Origin of the sequence: Achromobacter mucicolens, assembly GCF_029866465.1 — a bacterium.
GTDB classification, from domain to species: Bacteria; Pseudomonadota; Gammaproteobacteria; order Burkholderiales; family Burkholderiaceae_B; genus Achromobacter; species Achromobacter mucicolens.
Window position 1 is genome coordinate 1,867,221 of record NZ_CP123364.1, and the last position, 14,868, is coordinate 1,882,088.

The 14,868-nt window shown below is 65.6% G+C and carries 12 protein-coding genes; 6 read left to right on the forward strand and 6 right to left on the reverse strand.

The genetic code is table 11. The features are described 5' to 3' along the window. Positions 1 to 19: 19 nt before the first annotated feature. The gene (locus QEP15_RS08505) at positions 20 to 1,333 is read right to left on the reverse strand and encodes a YihY family inner membrane protein (RefSeq protein WP_175157111.1); all 1,314 of its coding nucleotides are present in this window, start codon (positions 1,331 to 1,333) and stop codon (positions 20 to 22) included. A 17-nt stretch (positions 1,334 to 1,350) separates the two neighbouring features. Here QEP15_RS08505 and QEP15_RS08510 point away from each other — a divergent pair, with 17 nt between their 5' ends. The 3 genes from QEP15_RS08510 to QEP15_RS08520 all read left to right on the forward strand — a co-directional run bounded on the left by QEP15_RS08510 (position 1,351) and on the right by QEP15_RS08520 (position 4,139). Next, positions 1,351 to 1,722: a DUF2069 domain-containing protein gene (locus QEP15_RS08510; protein WP_056315766.1), complete on the forward strand. Its 372-nt coding sequence runs from the start codon at positions 1,351 to 1,353 to the stop codon at positions 1,720 to 1,722. Further along, a complete protein-coding gene (locus QEP15_RS08515; protein ID WP_280148655.1) occupies positions 1,719 to 3,206 on the forward strand; it encodes a protein adenylyltransferase SelO in 1,488 nt (495 codons plus the stop codon). The genes QEP15_RS08510 and QEP15_RS08515 overlap by 4 nt, the downstream gene beginning before the upstream one ends. Before the next feature lie 213 nt (positions 3,207 to 3,419). Further along, positions 3,420 to 4,139 carry a response regulator transcription factor gene (locus QEP15_RS08520; protein WP_152383938.1) on the forward strand — a complete coding sequence of 240 codons (720 nt, stop codon included), beginning with the start codon at positions 3,420 to 3,422 and terminating at the stop codon, positions 4,137 to 4,139. Between the two features lie 24 nt (positions 4,140 to 4,163). Here the strand turns inward: QEP15_RS08520 and QEP15_RS08525 are convergent, their stop codons facing one another. Together QEP15_RS08525 and QEP15_RS08530 are read right to left on the reverse strand one after the other, a co-directional pair. Further along, positions 4,164 to 5,681, reverse strand: coding sequence for a sensor histidine kinase (locus QEP15_RS08525; RefSeq protein WP_338077658.1), 1,518 nt, complete (start codon positions 5,679 to 5,681; stop codon positions 4,164 to 4,166). Positions 5,682 to 5,689: 8 nt separating this feature from the next. Then, entirely contained in the window at positions 5,690 to 7,663 is a 1,974-nt protein-coding gene (locus QEP15_RS08530; RefSeq protein WP_152383939.1) for a bifunctional diguanylate cyclase/phosphodiesterase, read from the reverse strand. A 534-nt stretch (positions 7,664 to 8,197) separates the two neighbouring features. On the opposite strand from QEP15_RS08530, the gene QEP15_RS08535 reads away from it, so the two are divergent. From QEP15_RS08535 to QEP15_RS08545, 3 genes are read left to right on the forward strand one after another with little or no spacing between them, the layout of a single operon-like run. Then, positions 8,198 to 9,580 (forward strand): putative bifunctional diguanylate cyclase/phosphodiesterase, encoded by a 1,383-nt coding sequence (locus QEP15_RS08535; RefSeq protein WP_279991918.1) that lies wholly within the window; start codon positions 8,198 to 8,200, stop codon positions 9,578 to 9,580. Between the two features lie 36 nt (positions 9,581 to 9,616). Beyond that, complete coding sequence (aroC, locus tag QEP15_RS08540; protein ID WP_152383941.1) at positions 9,617 to 10,687, forward strand: chorismate synthase; 1,071 nt, start codon at positions 9,617 to 9,619, stop codon at positions 10,685 to 10,687. Positions 10,688 to 10,725: 38 nt separating this feature from the next. Further along, entirely contained in the window at positions 10,726 to 11,565 is an 840-nt protein-coding gene (locus tag QEP15_RS08545; RefSeq protein ID WP_062842088.1) for a M48 family metallopeptidase, read from the forward strand. 70 nt (positions 11,566 to 11,635) lie between these two features. On the opposite strand, the gene QEP15_RS08550 is transcribed toward QEP15_RS08545, so the two are convergent. The 3 genes from QEP15_RS08550 to QEP15_RS08560 all read right to left on the reverse strand — a co-directional run bounded on the left by QEP15_RS08550 (position 11,636) and on the right by QEP15_RS08560 (position 14,868). Continuing rightward, positions 11,636 to 13,597 (reverse strand): bifunctional diguanylate cyclase/phosphodiesterase, encoded by a 1,962-nt coding sequence (locus QEP15_RS08550; protein ID WP_175157114.1) that lies wholly within the window; start codon positions 13,595 to 13,597, stop codon positions 11,636 to 11,638. A 17-nt stretch (positions 13,598 to 13,614) separates the two neighbouring features. Continuing rightward, positions 13,615 to 14,295, reverse strand: coding sequence for a transglutaminase-like cysteine peptidase (locus tag QEP15_RS08555; protein WP_280148656.1), 681 nt, complete (start codon positions 14,293 to 14,295; stop codon positions 13,615 to 13,617). A 63-nt stretch (positions 14,296 to 14,358) separates the two neighbouring features. After that, positions 14,359 to 14,868 carry a hypothetical protein gene (locus QEP15_RS08560; RefSeq protein ID WP_063957084.1) on the reverse strand — a complete coding sequence of 170 codons (510 nt, stop codon included), beginning with the start codon at positions 14,866 to 14,868 and terminating at the stop codon, positions 14,359 to 14,361.

Here is a 14,868-nt window from a genome sequence, read left to right on the forward strand (position 1 = left end):
GACTGCGCCCTATGCTTTGCTATTTCTTGTTCGCTTCCAGTTGCAGCACTGGTGCGACGCCATTTCCGGTATTTTGCGCTTCTCCGCAGAGTTCTTCCAGCGTTGGCGTGGTTTGCGGCGAATTTACGGACGATGCGATGCGCAGGATGTCGGGGTCGTTGCGCACGCGCGGCTGGCTGCGGTCCAGCAGGAAGCGATCCACGACCGGCGCCAGCGAGGTCTCGCGCGCATCGCACGTCAGCATCCAGTTGTCTTCCGGGCTGCGGGTGGCCAGTCCCATCGCGCTCAGCGCTTCCAGGACTTCGTTGAGCTCGTCCTGGTGCAGCCGCAATTCCGAGGCCAGCAAGCTGGCGGACACCCCGCCCGGCGTGGAAAGCTGCGCTCGGCGCAGCGCGCGCAGGGCGTCCAGCGCGTCGACGAATGAAGCGCCCGGGTAGCGATTGATGTGCCAGCGGCCCAGCCGGATGAGCGGCGCGCTGGAGGCAAGCGTTGCGCCTAGCAAGACGGCCAGCCAGGAAAGGTAAATCCACAGCAGGAAGATCGGGAGGGTGGCGAAGGCGCCGTAGATGACGGTGTAGGTGGGAAACCGCGTCAGATAGAAGGCGAACGCGGACTTCATGATTTCCAGCACGATGGCCGTGACGCAGCCTCCGATCAGCGCATCGCGCCACAGCACCTCGCGGTTGGGCACGACGACGAAGAGCGCCGCAAAGCCCAGGCCGGTGAGCACCAGGGGGATGAACGAGACGGCCACGCTGATGACTTCAGGCACGTCCTTGATGAGCCCCAGCGATTCGCGCGCGACGAACGAGGTGGCCCACAGGCTGGCGCCGGCCAGCACGGGGCCCAGCGTGATGATCGCCCAGTACACGAGCGCCCGTTGCGGCAGGGGGCGCTGGCGCGAGACGCGCCAGATGTCATTGAACGCCTGGTCGATCGTCATGATGAGCAGCAGGGACGTGACCAGCAGGAATGCCCCGCCAATGGCGGTCAGGCGCGAGGCCTGGTGCGCGAACTGGTTCAGGTAGTCCATGATGTTGTCCGACACGGACGGCGGCATCAGGCTGGTGGTGAGGAAGTCCTCGAGGGCGACCCGGAACTCCTGGAACACGGGAAACGCCGTGAACAGCGACAGCACCACCGCAAGCATGGGAACGATGGCGAGGACGGTGGTGAAGGTCAGGCTGGAGGCGACCTGCAGCAGCTTTTCTTCGTTGGCGCGCTGGACGACGAAACGAAATACGCGTCCGGTCCTCGCGACCCGGGAAATGCGCGAGGTTGGTCGTTCTTTGACCGCCGGCGTAGCGGCGGCGGGCTCGGCGGGGCGATTCATCAGGCGATAATAGCAGCATGAATCCCGAACTCAACCCCCGCCTGCGCCTCGTGGCCTCGGTTTCATTGTTTGCCCTGATCGTGCTGTGCGTCGCCTGGGAAACCGTGGTGGCGCCGGTGCGGCCGGGCGGTTCCTGGATGCTGCTCAAAGCCTTGCCGCTGGCGTTTCCGCTGCGCGGCATCGTGCGCGGCAATCTCTACACCTACCAATGGGCGGCCATGCTGTCGCTGCTGTATCTGATGGAAGGCGTGGTGCGCGCCATGTCGGATCCGGCGCCGCTGTCCGTCCTGATGGCGTGGGGCGAAATCATCCTGTCCACCACGTTTTTCCTCAGCGCCATTTTCTATGTGCGGCCCGCCAAGCGCGCCGCCCGGAGGCAACGCGCATGACCGCCCTGTCCCTGTCCGAACTGCAAGCCGTCAACTCGTTTGCGGCCCTGCCCGAGACCTTCTACACCCGGCTGGCGCCGCGGGGGCTGAACAATCCCCGCCTGCTGCACGCCAATTCGCAAGCCGCAGCCCTGATCGGCCTGGATCCGTCGGTGCTGACCACCCCCGAATTCCTGCAGGTTTTCTCCGGCGCCCAGCCGTTACCGGGCGGCGACACGCTGGCTGCCGTCTATAGCGGCCACCAGTTCGGCGTGTGGGCGGGGCAATTGGGCGACGGACGGGCTCATCTGCTGGGCGAAATCCAGGGACCTGCGGGCGCCTGGGAACTGCAGCTCAAGGGCTCCGGCATGACGCCGTATTCCCGAATGGGCGACGGCCGTGCGGTGTTGCGATCGTCGGTGCGCGAGTACCTGGCCAGCGAGGCCATGTTCGGGCTGGGCGTGCCGACCACGCGCGCCCTGGCATTGGTCGTGTCCGATGATCCGGTCATGCGCGAGACCGTCGAGACGGCAGCCATCGTGACCCGGATGTCGCCCAGTTTCGTCCGGTTCGGGTCGTTCGAGCACTGGTCGTCGCGGCGTCAGCCCGACCTGCTCAAGACGCTGGCCGATTATGTGATTGACCGTTACTACCCCGAGTGCCGCGACGTGCAAGCGGGCGAGCCCGCATCCGAGACGGCGCCATATGTGAATCTGCTGCGGGAAGTCACCCGGCGCACGGCGTTGCTGATGGCGGATTGGCAGGCCGTCGGGTTTTGCCACGGCGTCATGAATACCGACAATATGTCCATCCTGGGACTTACGCTGGATTACGGCCCGTTTGGTTTCATGGACGGTTTCCGGCTGGGGCATATCTGCAACCACTCGGATGCCGAAGGACGTTATTCCTGGAACCGGCAACCTTCCGTGGCGCTTTGGAATCTGTATCGGCTGGGCGGCAGCCTGCATATGATGGTGCAGGACGCCGATGCCTTGCGTGCCGTGCTGGATGAATACGAAGCCATTTTCACGCGCGCCTTCCACGACAAAATGGGCGCCAAGATGGGATTGGCGGCTTGGCAGCCCGACGACGAGGCGCTGCTGGATGATCTGCTCAAACTGATGGACGCGAATCAGGCGGATTTCACGCTGACGTGGCGGCGTCTGGCCGATGCGATACAGGGCCAGCGCAGCGGATTTGAGGATTTATTTATTGATCGGCCCGCTGCCGGCGCCTGGCTTGACCGGCTGATTTCCCGTCATGGCCGGCAGGGCAGGTCGGCCGCAGACACGGCGGCCGCCATGAATGGCGTCAATCCGCTGTATGTCCTGCGCAATCATTTAGCCGAACAAGCGATTCGCGCGGCCAAGGCCGGCGATGCCAGCGAAATCGATACCCTCATCAAACTGCTGCGCAATCCCTATGTGGCGCAGGATGGCTATGAACGCTACGCCGGTTTGCCGCCGGATTGGGCTGGCGGAATCGAAGTGAGCTGTTCGTCCTGAGGGCGATTTTGCGATATTGTCGGTGGCATTAATCTGGCTGGAAGCCCGGCATTAAGAAAAAGCCTGGGTAAAAAGGTGAAATATCGCCGTTTTTTTCACTGCAATCATTCGTTTCTATTGTAAAAGTCGTAAGATTGCCGGCTCGGGGGCATTTTTTCTTGCGTGGGCGCTCCAGGGTTTTCGTCGACAATTTCAAGGTAAAGCACTCTGAATATGCCTGGTGCAGATGGTTTGCTATGTATTGGTCTGCTTGAGGACGACGCCGATTTCCGCGAGGAACTGGCGTTGGGTCTGGGCGGCTATGGCTTTCGCGTGGGGTTTGCTTGCGACAATGCGGTCGCGTTCTACCGCCGGCTGCAAGAGCAGCCCTGCGACATCGTCATCCTGGACGCCCATCTTCCCGGCGAAGACGGTTTTTCCGTCGCGACCCGCCTGCGCGCCCTGAGCCCCGTGGGCATCGTCATGCTGACGGGCCGCAGCGCCCTTGAGGACCGCGTCCGCGGCCTGGAAGGCGGCGCCGACGTCTACATGACCAAGCCGGTGGACCTCCTGGAGCTAAGCTCCGTCATTCGCAGCCTGGCGCGCCGGATGCGTCTGGCCAAGGCGCCGCGTCCGGCCGATGCCGAAACGCGCGCGTCGGCGGACACTAACTGGTCTTTGCAGGACGGCGGATGGATTCTGGTGGCGCCGGACGGCGCCTCGCTGCACCTGAGCGCGCAGGAAAGGACGTTCCTGGTGGCGTTGATGGACGCCGCGGGCAGCGCCGTCAGCCGCCAGGCGCTGGCCGAACTCTTCCTGCCGGACAGCCCGGGCGGGTTTGAATTGCGGCGTATCGACGTGCTGGTGAGCCGTCTGCGCGCCAAGGCGCAAAGCGCGGGCCTGAAGCTGCCGGTGTTGTCGGTGCGCGGCCAGGGCTACGTGTTCGCGGCCTGATCCAGGCCGCCGCCCGGGCGGCGTCTAGGCCGTCGGGCCGTTTGAGGGCAGGGTGATGACAAAGCGCGTGCCCACGCCCACCTTGCTCTGCATCGTCAGCGATCCGCCCTGGCTTTGACAGATGCGCCGGGCCAGATACAGGCCGATACCCATGCCTTGGGTTTCGCGATGCGCTGACCGCCGAAAGCGCGGCTCGAAGATGCGGGCCTGTTCTTCTTCCCCGATGCCGGGACCACGGTCCACGACGGCCGCCCAGGTCATGGGTGTTTCGCCGATGCGCGTGTGCCCCGTTTCGATCCGCACGGGCTCGTTGGCCGGCGAATACTTGATGGCGTTGTGGATCAGGTTGCGTACGACCACGCTGGTGAGCGGCCGATCGCAAAAGACCGGTTGCGGCGCTTGCGCTTCAAGCACCAGCGCGTGCGCGGTATCCGGCCGCATGGCGTTCACCACGTCGCGCACCAGATCGGCCATGTCGGTCTGTTCGCCGCGGGGGCTCCAGGCGTGTTCCTCGAGGCGGTCCTGGTTCAACAACTGGTCCATCAGCTCGGTCATCCTTCCGACCGACCGGTGAATGCGCGCCAGCCGCGTGTCCACGGTTTCGCCGCTATCCGACAGAATCATGTCCAGGGATTGCGCGGCGGCGCTGATGGTGGCGAGCGGCGCGCGCAGCTCGTGCGAGATCAGTGCGTTCATCTGCCGCTGCGCGTCCAGCGCACCGGCCAGTTCCGCCAGCCGCAGTTCGCCTTGCGCCACATGTTCGGCGTCGGAGCCGGCGCCTGTCTTGCGGGCGGATTCGGCGGTATTGGAGGCGTCCAGGGCAACCCAGAGCAGCGTGCCCGACACCAACATCAGCCTCAGCACTTCCATGCTGGCGCCCGCGGCGTCCGCGCCGCCAGCGTGCCAGGCGTCGTGTCCCAGAACCCAGGCAGACACGGCATAGGCAAGCGCCAGCGTCAGGCTGGCCGGGCGGCCGGCGCGCTGCCGGATCGCGCTGGCCACAAACCAAATCGCCAACGGCACGCTGAGCGCGGCGCACACGCCAGCGATGGAGGCGGGCAGCACGCCGGATTCGGTTTCGTACACAAAGATCAGCGCCAGGGCGGCCACCCCGGACAGCAAGATGCTGATCCACCGGCATGCGGCGCCCAAACCGGCCGCAAGGCGTGATCCCCGCAACAGCGGCGCGGTCAGGGCAAGCAAGGCGGCGTAGGACGCGGCCTGGAGCGCGCCGGGCGGCATCAGCTCGGGCAGGGAGCGGAACAGTCCTTCGAGCAGCGCGAAGATCATGCCCGCCGCGAACAATGCGTTGCGGGTGTGCGCCCAGGCCACGCCGCACGTCACCGCGCAGGCGATCGCGACGCCCGCAGTCATGCCGGCGGGCAGGCCGTCGTAGCCGGCATTCAGTCCGTGGGCAAGCGCATGGGCAGGCCAGAAAAGGGCGCATAGCAACAGGCCGAATCCCGGCCAGACGGATGTCCGGAAGACGCCGGGACGGCTGGGGCGCAGGTGGCGAAAATGCCAGCGGGTGCGAAGAAACAATCCTTCCGTCAACTAGGAACCCATTGATGATCGTGCGCGAGGTCTTGCGCGTGGGCGGAGTGTACGACAGCGCCGCTTATCGCGCGGACGCCGATTCCCTCCAAGATGAGCTGCGTGGCGGCGTCCGGCACGTCGGCCGCATGGACCGACATGCCGAGCGTCATCGCGGTGGCGACGACGGTAGCGGCCAGATGCTGGCTGCCGGGACTATGGAGCAGGCCGCTGATGAAGCTGCCGCTCAGCGTCACGTACGAAACCGGGAATTCGTGCAGGTGCTCCATGGCGCCGAACTGCTGCGACAGCCGCGATACGCCGACCCGCCCGCCGGCGCCGGTGACGATATCGCAGAGCTGGCGCACGTCGGCGCCTTGTTCGACGAGGCCTGCGGCTTCGACTTCCAGGATCAGCCGGCTCGACAGCGTGGGCCGGTCTGCCAGCATGCGTTCCAGGCGTCCGAAAAACGATCCTTGAGCAAGCGTGGCAAGCGACACCGGCACGGTCAGCGCGCCTTCATGCGTGAACAGCCAGTCCAGGCCCAGGCGAATCGCCTGGATATCGCATTCGGCGGACAGCCCCAGGCGCACGGCTGGCGGCATGAAGATCGAGGCAGGCACGGGATCGGTGCCGGACAGGTCATGCAGCGTCAGGCTGGCCTCGTGCTGGAGCAGCGCGCCGGACAGGTCGTGCAAGGGTTGGGCCGACAGCGAGAACCGGTGCTGCTCCAGCGCCGTGATCAACGCGTCGTGCCAGCTGTATTCGCCGATGCGGGTGCTGTCGGCGGCCTGGCTAGCCGGGGTGATCTGGTCGTCATCGGCGCTTTCGGCGCACATCAGCGCGTGGTCCAGGCGGGCCAGGATGTCGCTCATGTTGTCGCCCGGCGCGAATGCGGCCATGGCCAACGCCCAGCGGCACCAGCCGAACTTGTCCATGGGCACGCGCAGCGACCGCAGTTCGCGGCGCACGCGCTCGGCCAGCACGCTGGCTTGCGGCGCCGAGGTGCGCGGCAGCAGCAAGGCGAAATCCGATCCGCTGATGCGCGCAATTAGCGTCCCGGGACCGCCGAATTCCTGCACCAGCTTGCGCAGGCGGTCCGACGAGGAGCGCAGCCACTGGTCGGTGAAGGCGCGCGACAGGTGGCGGTTGATCTGCGCCAGGTCGCGTTGGCGGAACATGAGCAGATGGCCGCCGGCCTCATCGGATTTGTCGGCCAGCGCCAGCCGGAACTGGTCGACGAAATGCTTGCGGTTGGACAGGCGGGAGATGGGATCCCGGTAGATCTCGCTTTGCAGCGATTCGATGCGGGCATTCTGTTCCTCGACCGTGGCGGCGACGCGGCGTTGCGCATCGACAAGCGCCTGGTCCACGCCCGGCACTTCGCATGAACCGGTCAGCTGCGCGTCCGCGCCCGGCGCCAGCGCGCGCACGCGTTCGCAGATGTCGCGTGACGTGCGGGCTTCAATCCAGCGGACAAGGTTCGTCGCGAAGAGCGCCCAGAATGCGGCGGCCGCCAGCACCAGGCCCAGCACCCGGACGCCGCCTTGCCACAGGGTGTCGCGCGCCATCCGCGCATCGGCCTGCACCGTCAGGACGCCCTTGGCCTGGCCGCCCGGAATGACGAAGGGCCGCGACACCGCGGGCGCCTCCATGTTCAGCCACGCGGCGCGCCAGTCGGACTCTTGGCCGGGACCGGCCGTGGGTCCGGTGCGGCGCTCCACGCGGATCGCGTTCCCTTCGTTCGTGATATTGACCAGCGAATACAGGCCTTGGCCAAACAGCTGATCGGCAAGTTCAATCTGCTCTCGATGGCTGCCCGTGCTGTGCGACAGCGCCCAGGCGAGCGCGTTGGCGCCCGATTCGCTTTGCTGGGCAAGCTGGGTATTCAGATAGCGATGCGCCGCCAGCATCCCCAGGGCTTGCGCGCCGAGCAGGGTGAAGCCGATCAGAAGGGCAGAGCAGAAAAGCAGCCGGCGTAATGTGGACATGTACTTGCGAGTCCCTGTCTGGGTATACGCGGCAGCGGACGCGGGCAGGTGTCCACTGCGGCTTCAACGGGCATCAGGCGGCAAGGGCGCCTGCGCGGGATAAAAAAACCTGGATATCAAACGTGACACACGTTACGAAACGACCGTCAAGGATGCGGATGCAGGAAACAGAGGTTGTCACAGAACGCACAGAATATTACGAAATCCTCGGTCATATCAGACAAGGTGTGTAATTATTTCGCTCGTGAGAATGGTCCGGTTGAGAACTATTGAGACACTGCGTATTAATTTTTCGGGTTGCGGTGTCGTAGATGGACCGAGGCATGGCGTAAGGACCGGCCAGCGATCGCCGTCCAGGGGCCCCGCCATGACCGAAGCGAGCAACGAGGATCCAAGGAAAGTCAGGATAAAAGGGGCGCGTTGCCTCCGAAATGTGGCGTTTTTTTGCGAAAACAATGCATAATTTAAAATATGTTACAGCCCCCGGGCCCGTGGTCGGGCCGCAACGCCGGGGGCTTATGGATAGGGGGCTCCGTGCGTGAGAGTTACCTGCTCGCACTGTGCCTGACGCTCGCGGGCGCACTTGCAGCGATCAGTCTGCTGTTCTTCCGCCGCGAGCGCGCGCTGCGCCGACGCCTGACGCGGGATGAACTGACCGGCCTCCTTAGCCAGCAGGAGCTGCATCGTCGCGTGCGCGCCTGGCTGGGCCAGCCGCAGGGCACGACCCGGCGCGGCGCTTTTTTTCTCGTCAGCTTCGAGCACTATGCCCAGATCAGCGCCATGCTGCGGGCCGGTGAAGATCAGGCGCTGCTGGTTCAGGTGGCCGATCGCATCAGCCTGGTTGCCCGCGCGCTCGGGGGCATGGCCGCACGCACCGGGACCGACTCGTTCACCGTCTGCGTGCCCGGCGTTGACGAGGAGGGCGCTGCCCAGGTGTCTGCCAAGCTGCTGGCCGACCTGAGCGTGCCTTATGAACTGGGCGCCCGTCCCCTTATTGCCGTCTTTCGCATCGGCGCCGCTCTGTACCCGGCCCACGGCCGCAGCGTCGAGGAATTGCAGCGCTGCGTGCAGGTCGCGATGGTGCCGCTCAAGGATCAGGGCGGCCAGGGGTGGAATCTCTTCGACTTCCGGCTGCTGGCACGCCAGCGGGACCAGCAGGGCCTGGAAAACGACCTTCGGCTGGCCCTGACAACGCCAGTCATGGAGCAGTTCGAACTCTATTACCAACCGGTCTGCGACAGTGCGAGCGGCGTGGTGCAGGGGTGCGAAGCGCTGCTGCGCTGGCATCACCCCGTACTGGGCAGCGTGTCGCCCGCCGTGACGATCGAGCTGGCCGAACGCAGCGGCCTCATCGTGCCGCTGGGCGCCTGGATCCTGGAGCGAGCCTGCACGCAAGCGGCGCTATGGCCGGCTGCGTGGCGCGTGCATGTGAACCTGTCGGTCAAGCAGATGAACGAGGACGGGCTGGTTCAACTGGTGTCGGACGTGCTGGCCGCCACCCGCCTGTCGCCGCGCAAGCTGGTGTTGGAGATCACCGAATCCATCTTCATCCTGCACTACGAGCGGCACGTGAAGATCCTGAACACGCTGCGCGACATGGGTATCGGGGTGGCGCTGGACGACTTCGGGTGCGGCTATTCCAGCCTGAACCATCTGCGCCATCTGCCCATCGACTGGGTCAAGATCGACCGCAGCTTTATCTCCGCGCTGGAATCGGACGCCGGCAGCCGCGAGGTGGTTTCCGCCCTGTTCGGCTTGTGCCAGGCGATGCACCTGCCGGTGGTGGCCGAAGGTGTCGAGACGGAAGGCCAACGCGAAATCCTCAAGTCGCTGGGATGCCGGGTGATGCAGGGTTTTCTGCTGGGACGGCCTGCGCCGGCCGCCGAAATCCAGGCTTTGGCTGCGGCGGTGTCATAATCGGGGTTGCTTGCAAACCCGACCTGTTGACTCCTTATGCCCGGCAATACCCTAGGTACTCTCTTTACCGTCACGAATTTCGGCGAATCCCACGGGCCGGCCATCGGTTGCGTCGTGGACGGCTGTCCCCCGGGGCTGGCCCTCACCGCGGCCGACATCCAGTTCGAACTGGACCGCCGCCGTCCGGGCACCTCGCGCCATGTGACGCAGCGCCAGGAAGCCGATCAGGTCGAGATCCTGTCCGGCGTTTACGAAGGGGTCACCACCGGCACGCCCATCGGCCTGCTGATCCGCAATACCGACGCGCGCAGCAAGGATTACTCGAATATCGAGGACACCTTCCGGCCCGGCCACGCCGACTTCGCTTACTGGAACAAGTTCGGCGTGCGTGACCCGCGCGGCGGCGGACGATCGTCGGCCCGCCTGACCGCGCCCACCGTGGCGGCCGGCGCCATCGCCAAGAAGTGGCTGTCCGAGCAGTACGGCGTCAAGGTGCGCGGCTACATGAGCCAGCTCGGCCCCGTCGCCATCCCGTTCGTTTCGTGGGACGAAGTGCCCAACAATCCCTTCTATGCGCCCAACGCCGAGGTCGTGCCCGAACTGGAAGCCTACATGGACCAGTTGCGCCGGGATGGCGATTCCATCGGCGCCCGCATCGAGGTCGTTGCCGAGAACCTGCCGGCCGGCTGGGGCGAACCCATCTACGACCGCCTCGATGCCGACATCGCCCACGTCATGATGGGCCTGAACGCGGTCAAGGGCGTCTCCATCGGCGCGGGCTTTGACTGCATCACGCAGCGCGGCTCGGAACATGGCGACGAAATCACGCCCGATGGCTTTCTGAGCAACCACGCCGGCGGCGTGCTGGGCGGCATCTCCACCGGGCAGCCCATCACCGTGTCGCTCGCAATCAAGCCCACTTCCAGCATCCGTGTCGAGCGCCGCTCGGTCAACCGCGCCAACGAGCCGGTGATGGTGCAGACGCTGGGCCGTCACGACCCTTGCGTGGGCATCCGCGCCACGCCGATCGCCGAGGCGATGCTGGCGCTGGTGCTGATCGACCACGCGCTGCGCCATCGCGGGCAGTGCGGCGCCGCCGCGGTCTGATACGTTTTTCCGTTGTTGAAAATGGCTTGGAGGCCGACATGAAACAGAAGCGTCATTTTCTGCGCAATGCCGGAGCCGTGCTGTCGCTGGCCGTGCTGGCGGGCTGCACCGGCATGAACACCACGCAGTCGGGCGCCGTGGGCGTCAACCGCACCCAGTACATGTCCAGCATGGTGCCTTCGCAGGCGCTGGAACAGGAAGCAACCCAGCAATACGCCGAGATCCTGCAGCAGGCCAAGTCCAAGGGCTTGCTGGACAAGGATGCCAAGCAGGTGGCGCGGGTGCGCGCCATCTCGCAGCGGTTGATCGCGCAGGCGGGCGTGTTCCGTCCGGATGCCACAAGCTGGAAATGGGAAGTCCACGTGCTGTCCAGCGACGAGGTCAACGCCTGGTGCATGCCCGGCGGCAAGATCGCGGTCTATACCGGCCTGATCTCGAAGATCAACCCAACCGACGATGAGCTGGCTGCGGTACTGGGCCACGAGATCGCCCATGCGTTGCGTGAACACGCCCGCGAGCGCGTGTCCCAGCAGATGGCTACCAGCCTGGGCCTGCAGGTGTTGTCCATTGCCACCGGATCGTCGGCGGCGTCGGACCTGGGCGGCGAATTGACCAATGTGATGTTCACGTTGCCCAACAGCCGCACGCACGAGACCGAAGCGGACCGCATGGGTGTTGAATTGGCCGCCAGGGCAGGTTACGACCCGCGTGCGGCCGTGACGCTGTGGCAGAAGATGGGCGCCGCCAGCCAGGGCAGCGCACCGCCCGAGATCCTGTCCACCCACCCCTCGGCAGCCTCGCGCATCAGCGACCTGCAAACGGCGGCGCAGAAGGTGATGCCGCTTTACGAGCAGTCCAAGGGACAAGCCGCGCGCTGATCGCGCGGGGGGCGCGGCGCTCCGGTTGGGGCGCCCGCCGGCTTGCCGGGCTCAGCCCGGACCGTCCCGCTTACTCCACGCTCGCCGTCTTGACGCCCTGGCCTCGCATGATGTCGATGCCCAGCCCTTGCAGGATGCCTTGGGTTTCCGCGTCCGGCACGTCTTCCGCATAGACGGCAATCCCCAGCGACCGGGCCGTTTCCAGCACCGAGGCCGTGAGCTGCTGGCTGCCCGGGCTTTGCGACATGCCGCCCACGAAGCCCCCGCCCAGTTTCACGTAGGACAACGGCAGCGTGTGCAGTTGCGCCACCGCGCCGAACTGCTGCGCCAGCCGGCGCACGCCGATATGGGCGCCGAACTCCGCGGCGACGCGGGCAAACGCGGTGATCTGCTCGTGGCATTCCACCAGGCCGTGCGCGTCGATTTCCACGTACAGGCGGCGCGCAAGCGGCCGGTTTTCGGTCAGCAGCAACGCAAGCTGGCGCAGGAACTTCTGGCCGCGCAGCGACGGCAGCGACACGCGCACGGCAAGCTCGCCCGCGTGGCTGGCCAGCCATTCCAGGCCCAGCCGCACCGCTTCCAGATCGCACTCGGCCACCAGGTCCAGCCGCACCGCCGGCGGAATGAAAAGCGTGGCGGGAATCGGCTCCTGATCCGGGGCAGTGCGCAGCATCAGCATGGCTTCGGTGCGCACGACGCGTCCATTCAGCGCCAGCAGGGGTTCGGTCGACAGTTCGAAGTGACGGCCTTCCAACGCCGTCTGGATGGCGTCCTTCCAGGCGCGCTCGCCGGCTTCCGACGGCGAATGCGTGTCCGTGGCGCCCGCGATGACGACCTGGTCGTTGCCGGCGCTCTCCGCGCGCATCAGGCCGAAATCCAGGCGGGCAAGCACGGCGCCAGCCTGGCTGCCGTGTCCATAGTCCGTCATTGCCTGCGCCCAGCGGCAAAGATGACCTTCGCCGACTGGAATGCGCGAGGCATGCAGGTCGGCCCGGACCTGCTCGGCCACCATCATGGCCTGGGGCGCCGCGCAGCCCGGCAGCAGCAGCGCAAAGTCCGATCCATTCAGTCGCGCCAGCATGGGCGCGGCGACGTGCATGCGTTTGAGCGTGCCTTGAATGCGTTCGCAGGCGGTGCGCAACCACTGGTCGATGAATTCGCGCGGCATGTGGCGGTTCAGGTCGGCCAGGTCGCGCTGGCGGAACACCAGCACGTGCCCGCCGTCGATCCGTGACGTTCCCGCCGCCGCCCGGGTTTCCAGCGCGCGGCGGAACTCGTTGACGAAATACTTGCGGTTGGGCAGGCCGGTCACGGGGTCCTGGTTCAATTCCAGTTCCAGCGACTCGATCTTGGCGTTCTGTTCTTCGACGCTGGCGTGAATGCGCTCTCGCGTCTGGTTCAGCGCCTGCACCACGCCGGACAGTTCCGGCACCCGCGCCTCGACCTGTTCGCCCGGCGCATCACGGCCGATGCCGCGAACGTGGTCGCTGATCTCGCGCAGCAGACGGTTCTTGATCCAACCGACCAGGACGAACGCGAAGATGGCCCACAGGATCCCCGCGCCGACCACCAGCGCAATCATCTTCAGGCTGCTGCGCCACAGGGCTTCCCAGGCGTAGGCATCGTTGGCGATCAGGGTGACTTCACCGATCTGCCGCCAGCCGTCGCTGACGGCATGGCTGGCCGCCTGGCTATCCAGCGGCGCCAGCGCCTGGAACCACGCAGGCACCGACGCGGCAGTGGCGGTCGACCGGCGTTCGATCAGCACCTTGCCGTCGGGATCGGTCAGGCGCACCAGAGAAAAGTGCCCGCCATCGTAAAGCGCGGACACCAGCAGTTCCTGCACGACCGGGTCGTTGTTCGCCGGCTGCGACAAGGACAGGGCCAGCGATACGGCCGCGTCGGTGCTTTGCACCTGAAGCTGGCCCGACAGGTACTCGCGCGCCGAGTTGACGCTGAGCGCCAGCGTTCCCAGCAAGATGACGCTGATGGCGAGGGTCACGCTGAGCAGTAGCTGTCGAAGTATGGACATAGTCTTGTTTCCGGACGTCAGGGGCGGATGCCTTCCCGTTCCATGCGTTGAAGGAGGTCGCGCCAGCGGCTGAGGCGGTCGACAGGCGCGGCCGCCTTGCCGTCCACGTAGACGCCGTCGGCGTTGAAACTGAACACCGGCGTCAGGTCGCGCCGCTGCGTGGCCGGCAGGATGGTTGAAATCAGGCTGTCCAGCACAAGCGGGACGGCATTCGGGGTTTCGTAATAGCCCAGCACCATGTGGGCCACCTGGGCGCTGCTGGCCGCGCCGCCGATGCGGGCGCGCACATAGATGAAGCGCAGCTTGTTGGCCGGCACCCCCATGGAGAGCAGGGTGAAATACTTGCCGATGACATAGTCTTCGCAATCGCCGGCGCCCCGGCCCAGCGACTCCAGCGGCGTGGCCCAGTAATCGGCCTGCTTCCAGATGATGGAATCCTCGCCGGAGAGCAGGGCGCGGTTCCAGAAGTCGTTGGCGACGGTGAGGCGGTCGCGTTCGGCAGCGGGGGCGGGGGCGCGCAGCAATTGCAGCCAGTTGTCGACCGACCGCGCGCCCTTGGCGCCGTAGCGGCTGGCCGATAGCTTCTGCAGCTTGCCGGCATCGACTTCGATCGCAAAACTGCCGCCCCACCAGCAGGCAAGGCCAAGCAGCGCCAGGCTGATGGCCCGTTTCAGACGAAGCGGGCGGCGGCCTGGCATGAATCAGGGGGCACGTGATGTCGCCGCATGTCGCTGCAGTTCTCCCGGGCGGTCATGCTGGGATCAGCGGTTCTTTGCTTGTCCGGCGGCCTTCATGCGCGTCCGATCCGAGGCCTCCTTGGACAGATTCTTGATGTAGCCATCAAAGGTTTCGCCGTGCGTCGCCTTGCGGACTTCCTCGCCCACCTGGCAGGCCCACTTCTCGCCGCCCACGATCAGCGCCGATTGCGTGATGAGGTCTGCGTAGGAAGAGCGCAGGACGAACGCGATGCTCTTTTCGTAGTCGCCGCCGTCGCGCTCGAGCTTGGTGGCGATCTGCCAGTTCGAGACGGCGTTGATGAGCACGGCGTTCAGATGATCGAAATGCGTCCGGTAGAACGGATTGCGCGGCAGTTTGATGAGGGCCTCGAAAAAGCCCTGGTTGATCTCGTCGTCCGGGACGTCCTTGTCGCGGTCGATGAGATCGTCCCAAAGATGCGCAATGCGGCACACCATGTCCACGTAATCGGCCGCGGCGGCGTTTCCTTTGAACCAGGCAAGAAGCTGGTCGCGTTCAAAAAAATGCTTGGGCAT

Excerpts from the sequence above, each read along its gene's own strand:
- QEP15_RS08530 (WP_152383939.1), bottom strand. The coding sequence starts at position 7,663 with ATGTCCACATTACGCCGGCTGCTTTTCTGCTCTGCCCTTCTGATCGGC.
- QEP15_RS08550 (WP_175157114.1), bottom strand. The coding sequence starts at position 13,597 with ATGTCCATACTTCGACAGCTACTGCTCAGCGTGACCCTCGCCATCAGC.
- QEP15_RS08505 (WP_175157111.1), bottom strand. The coding sequence starts at position 1,333 with ATGAATCGCCCCGCCGAGCCCGCCGCCGCTACGCCGGCGGTCAAAGAA.
- aroC (WP_152383941.1), top strand. The coding sequence starts at position 9,617 with ATGCCCGGCAATACCCTAGGTACTCTCTTTACCGTCACGAATTTCGGC.
- QEP15_RS08520 (WP_152383938.1), top strand. The coding sequence starts at position 3,420 with ATGCCTGGTGCAGATGGTTTGCTATGTATTGGTCTGCTTGAGGACGAC.
- QEP15_RS08515 (WP_280148655.1), top strand. The coding sequence starts at position 1,719 with ATGACCGCCCTGTCCCTGTCCGAACTGCAAGCCGTCAACTCGTTTGCG.
- QEP15_RS08555 (WP_280148656.1), bottom strand. The coding sequence starts at position 14,295 with ATGCCAGGCCGCCGCCCGCTTCGTCTGAAACGGGCCATCAGCCTGGCG.
- QEP15_RS08560 (WP_063957084.1), bottom strand. The coding sequence starts at position 14,868 with ATGCCCAAGCATTTTTTTGAACGCGACCAGCTTCTTGCCTGGTTCAAA.
- QEP15_RS08510 (WP_056315766.1), top strand. The coding sequence starts at position 1,351 with ATGAATCCCGAACTCAACCCCCGCCTGCGCCTCGTGGCCTCGGTTTCA.
- QEP15_RS08545 (WP_062842088.1), top strand. The coding sequence starts at position 10,726 with ATGAAACAGAAGCGTCATTTTCTGCGCAATGCCGGAGCCGTGCTGTCG.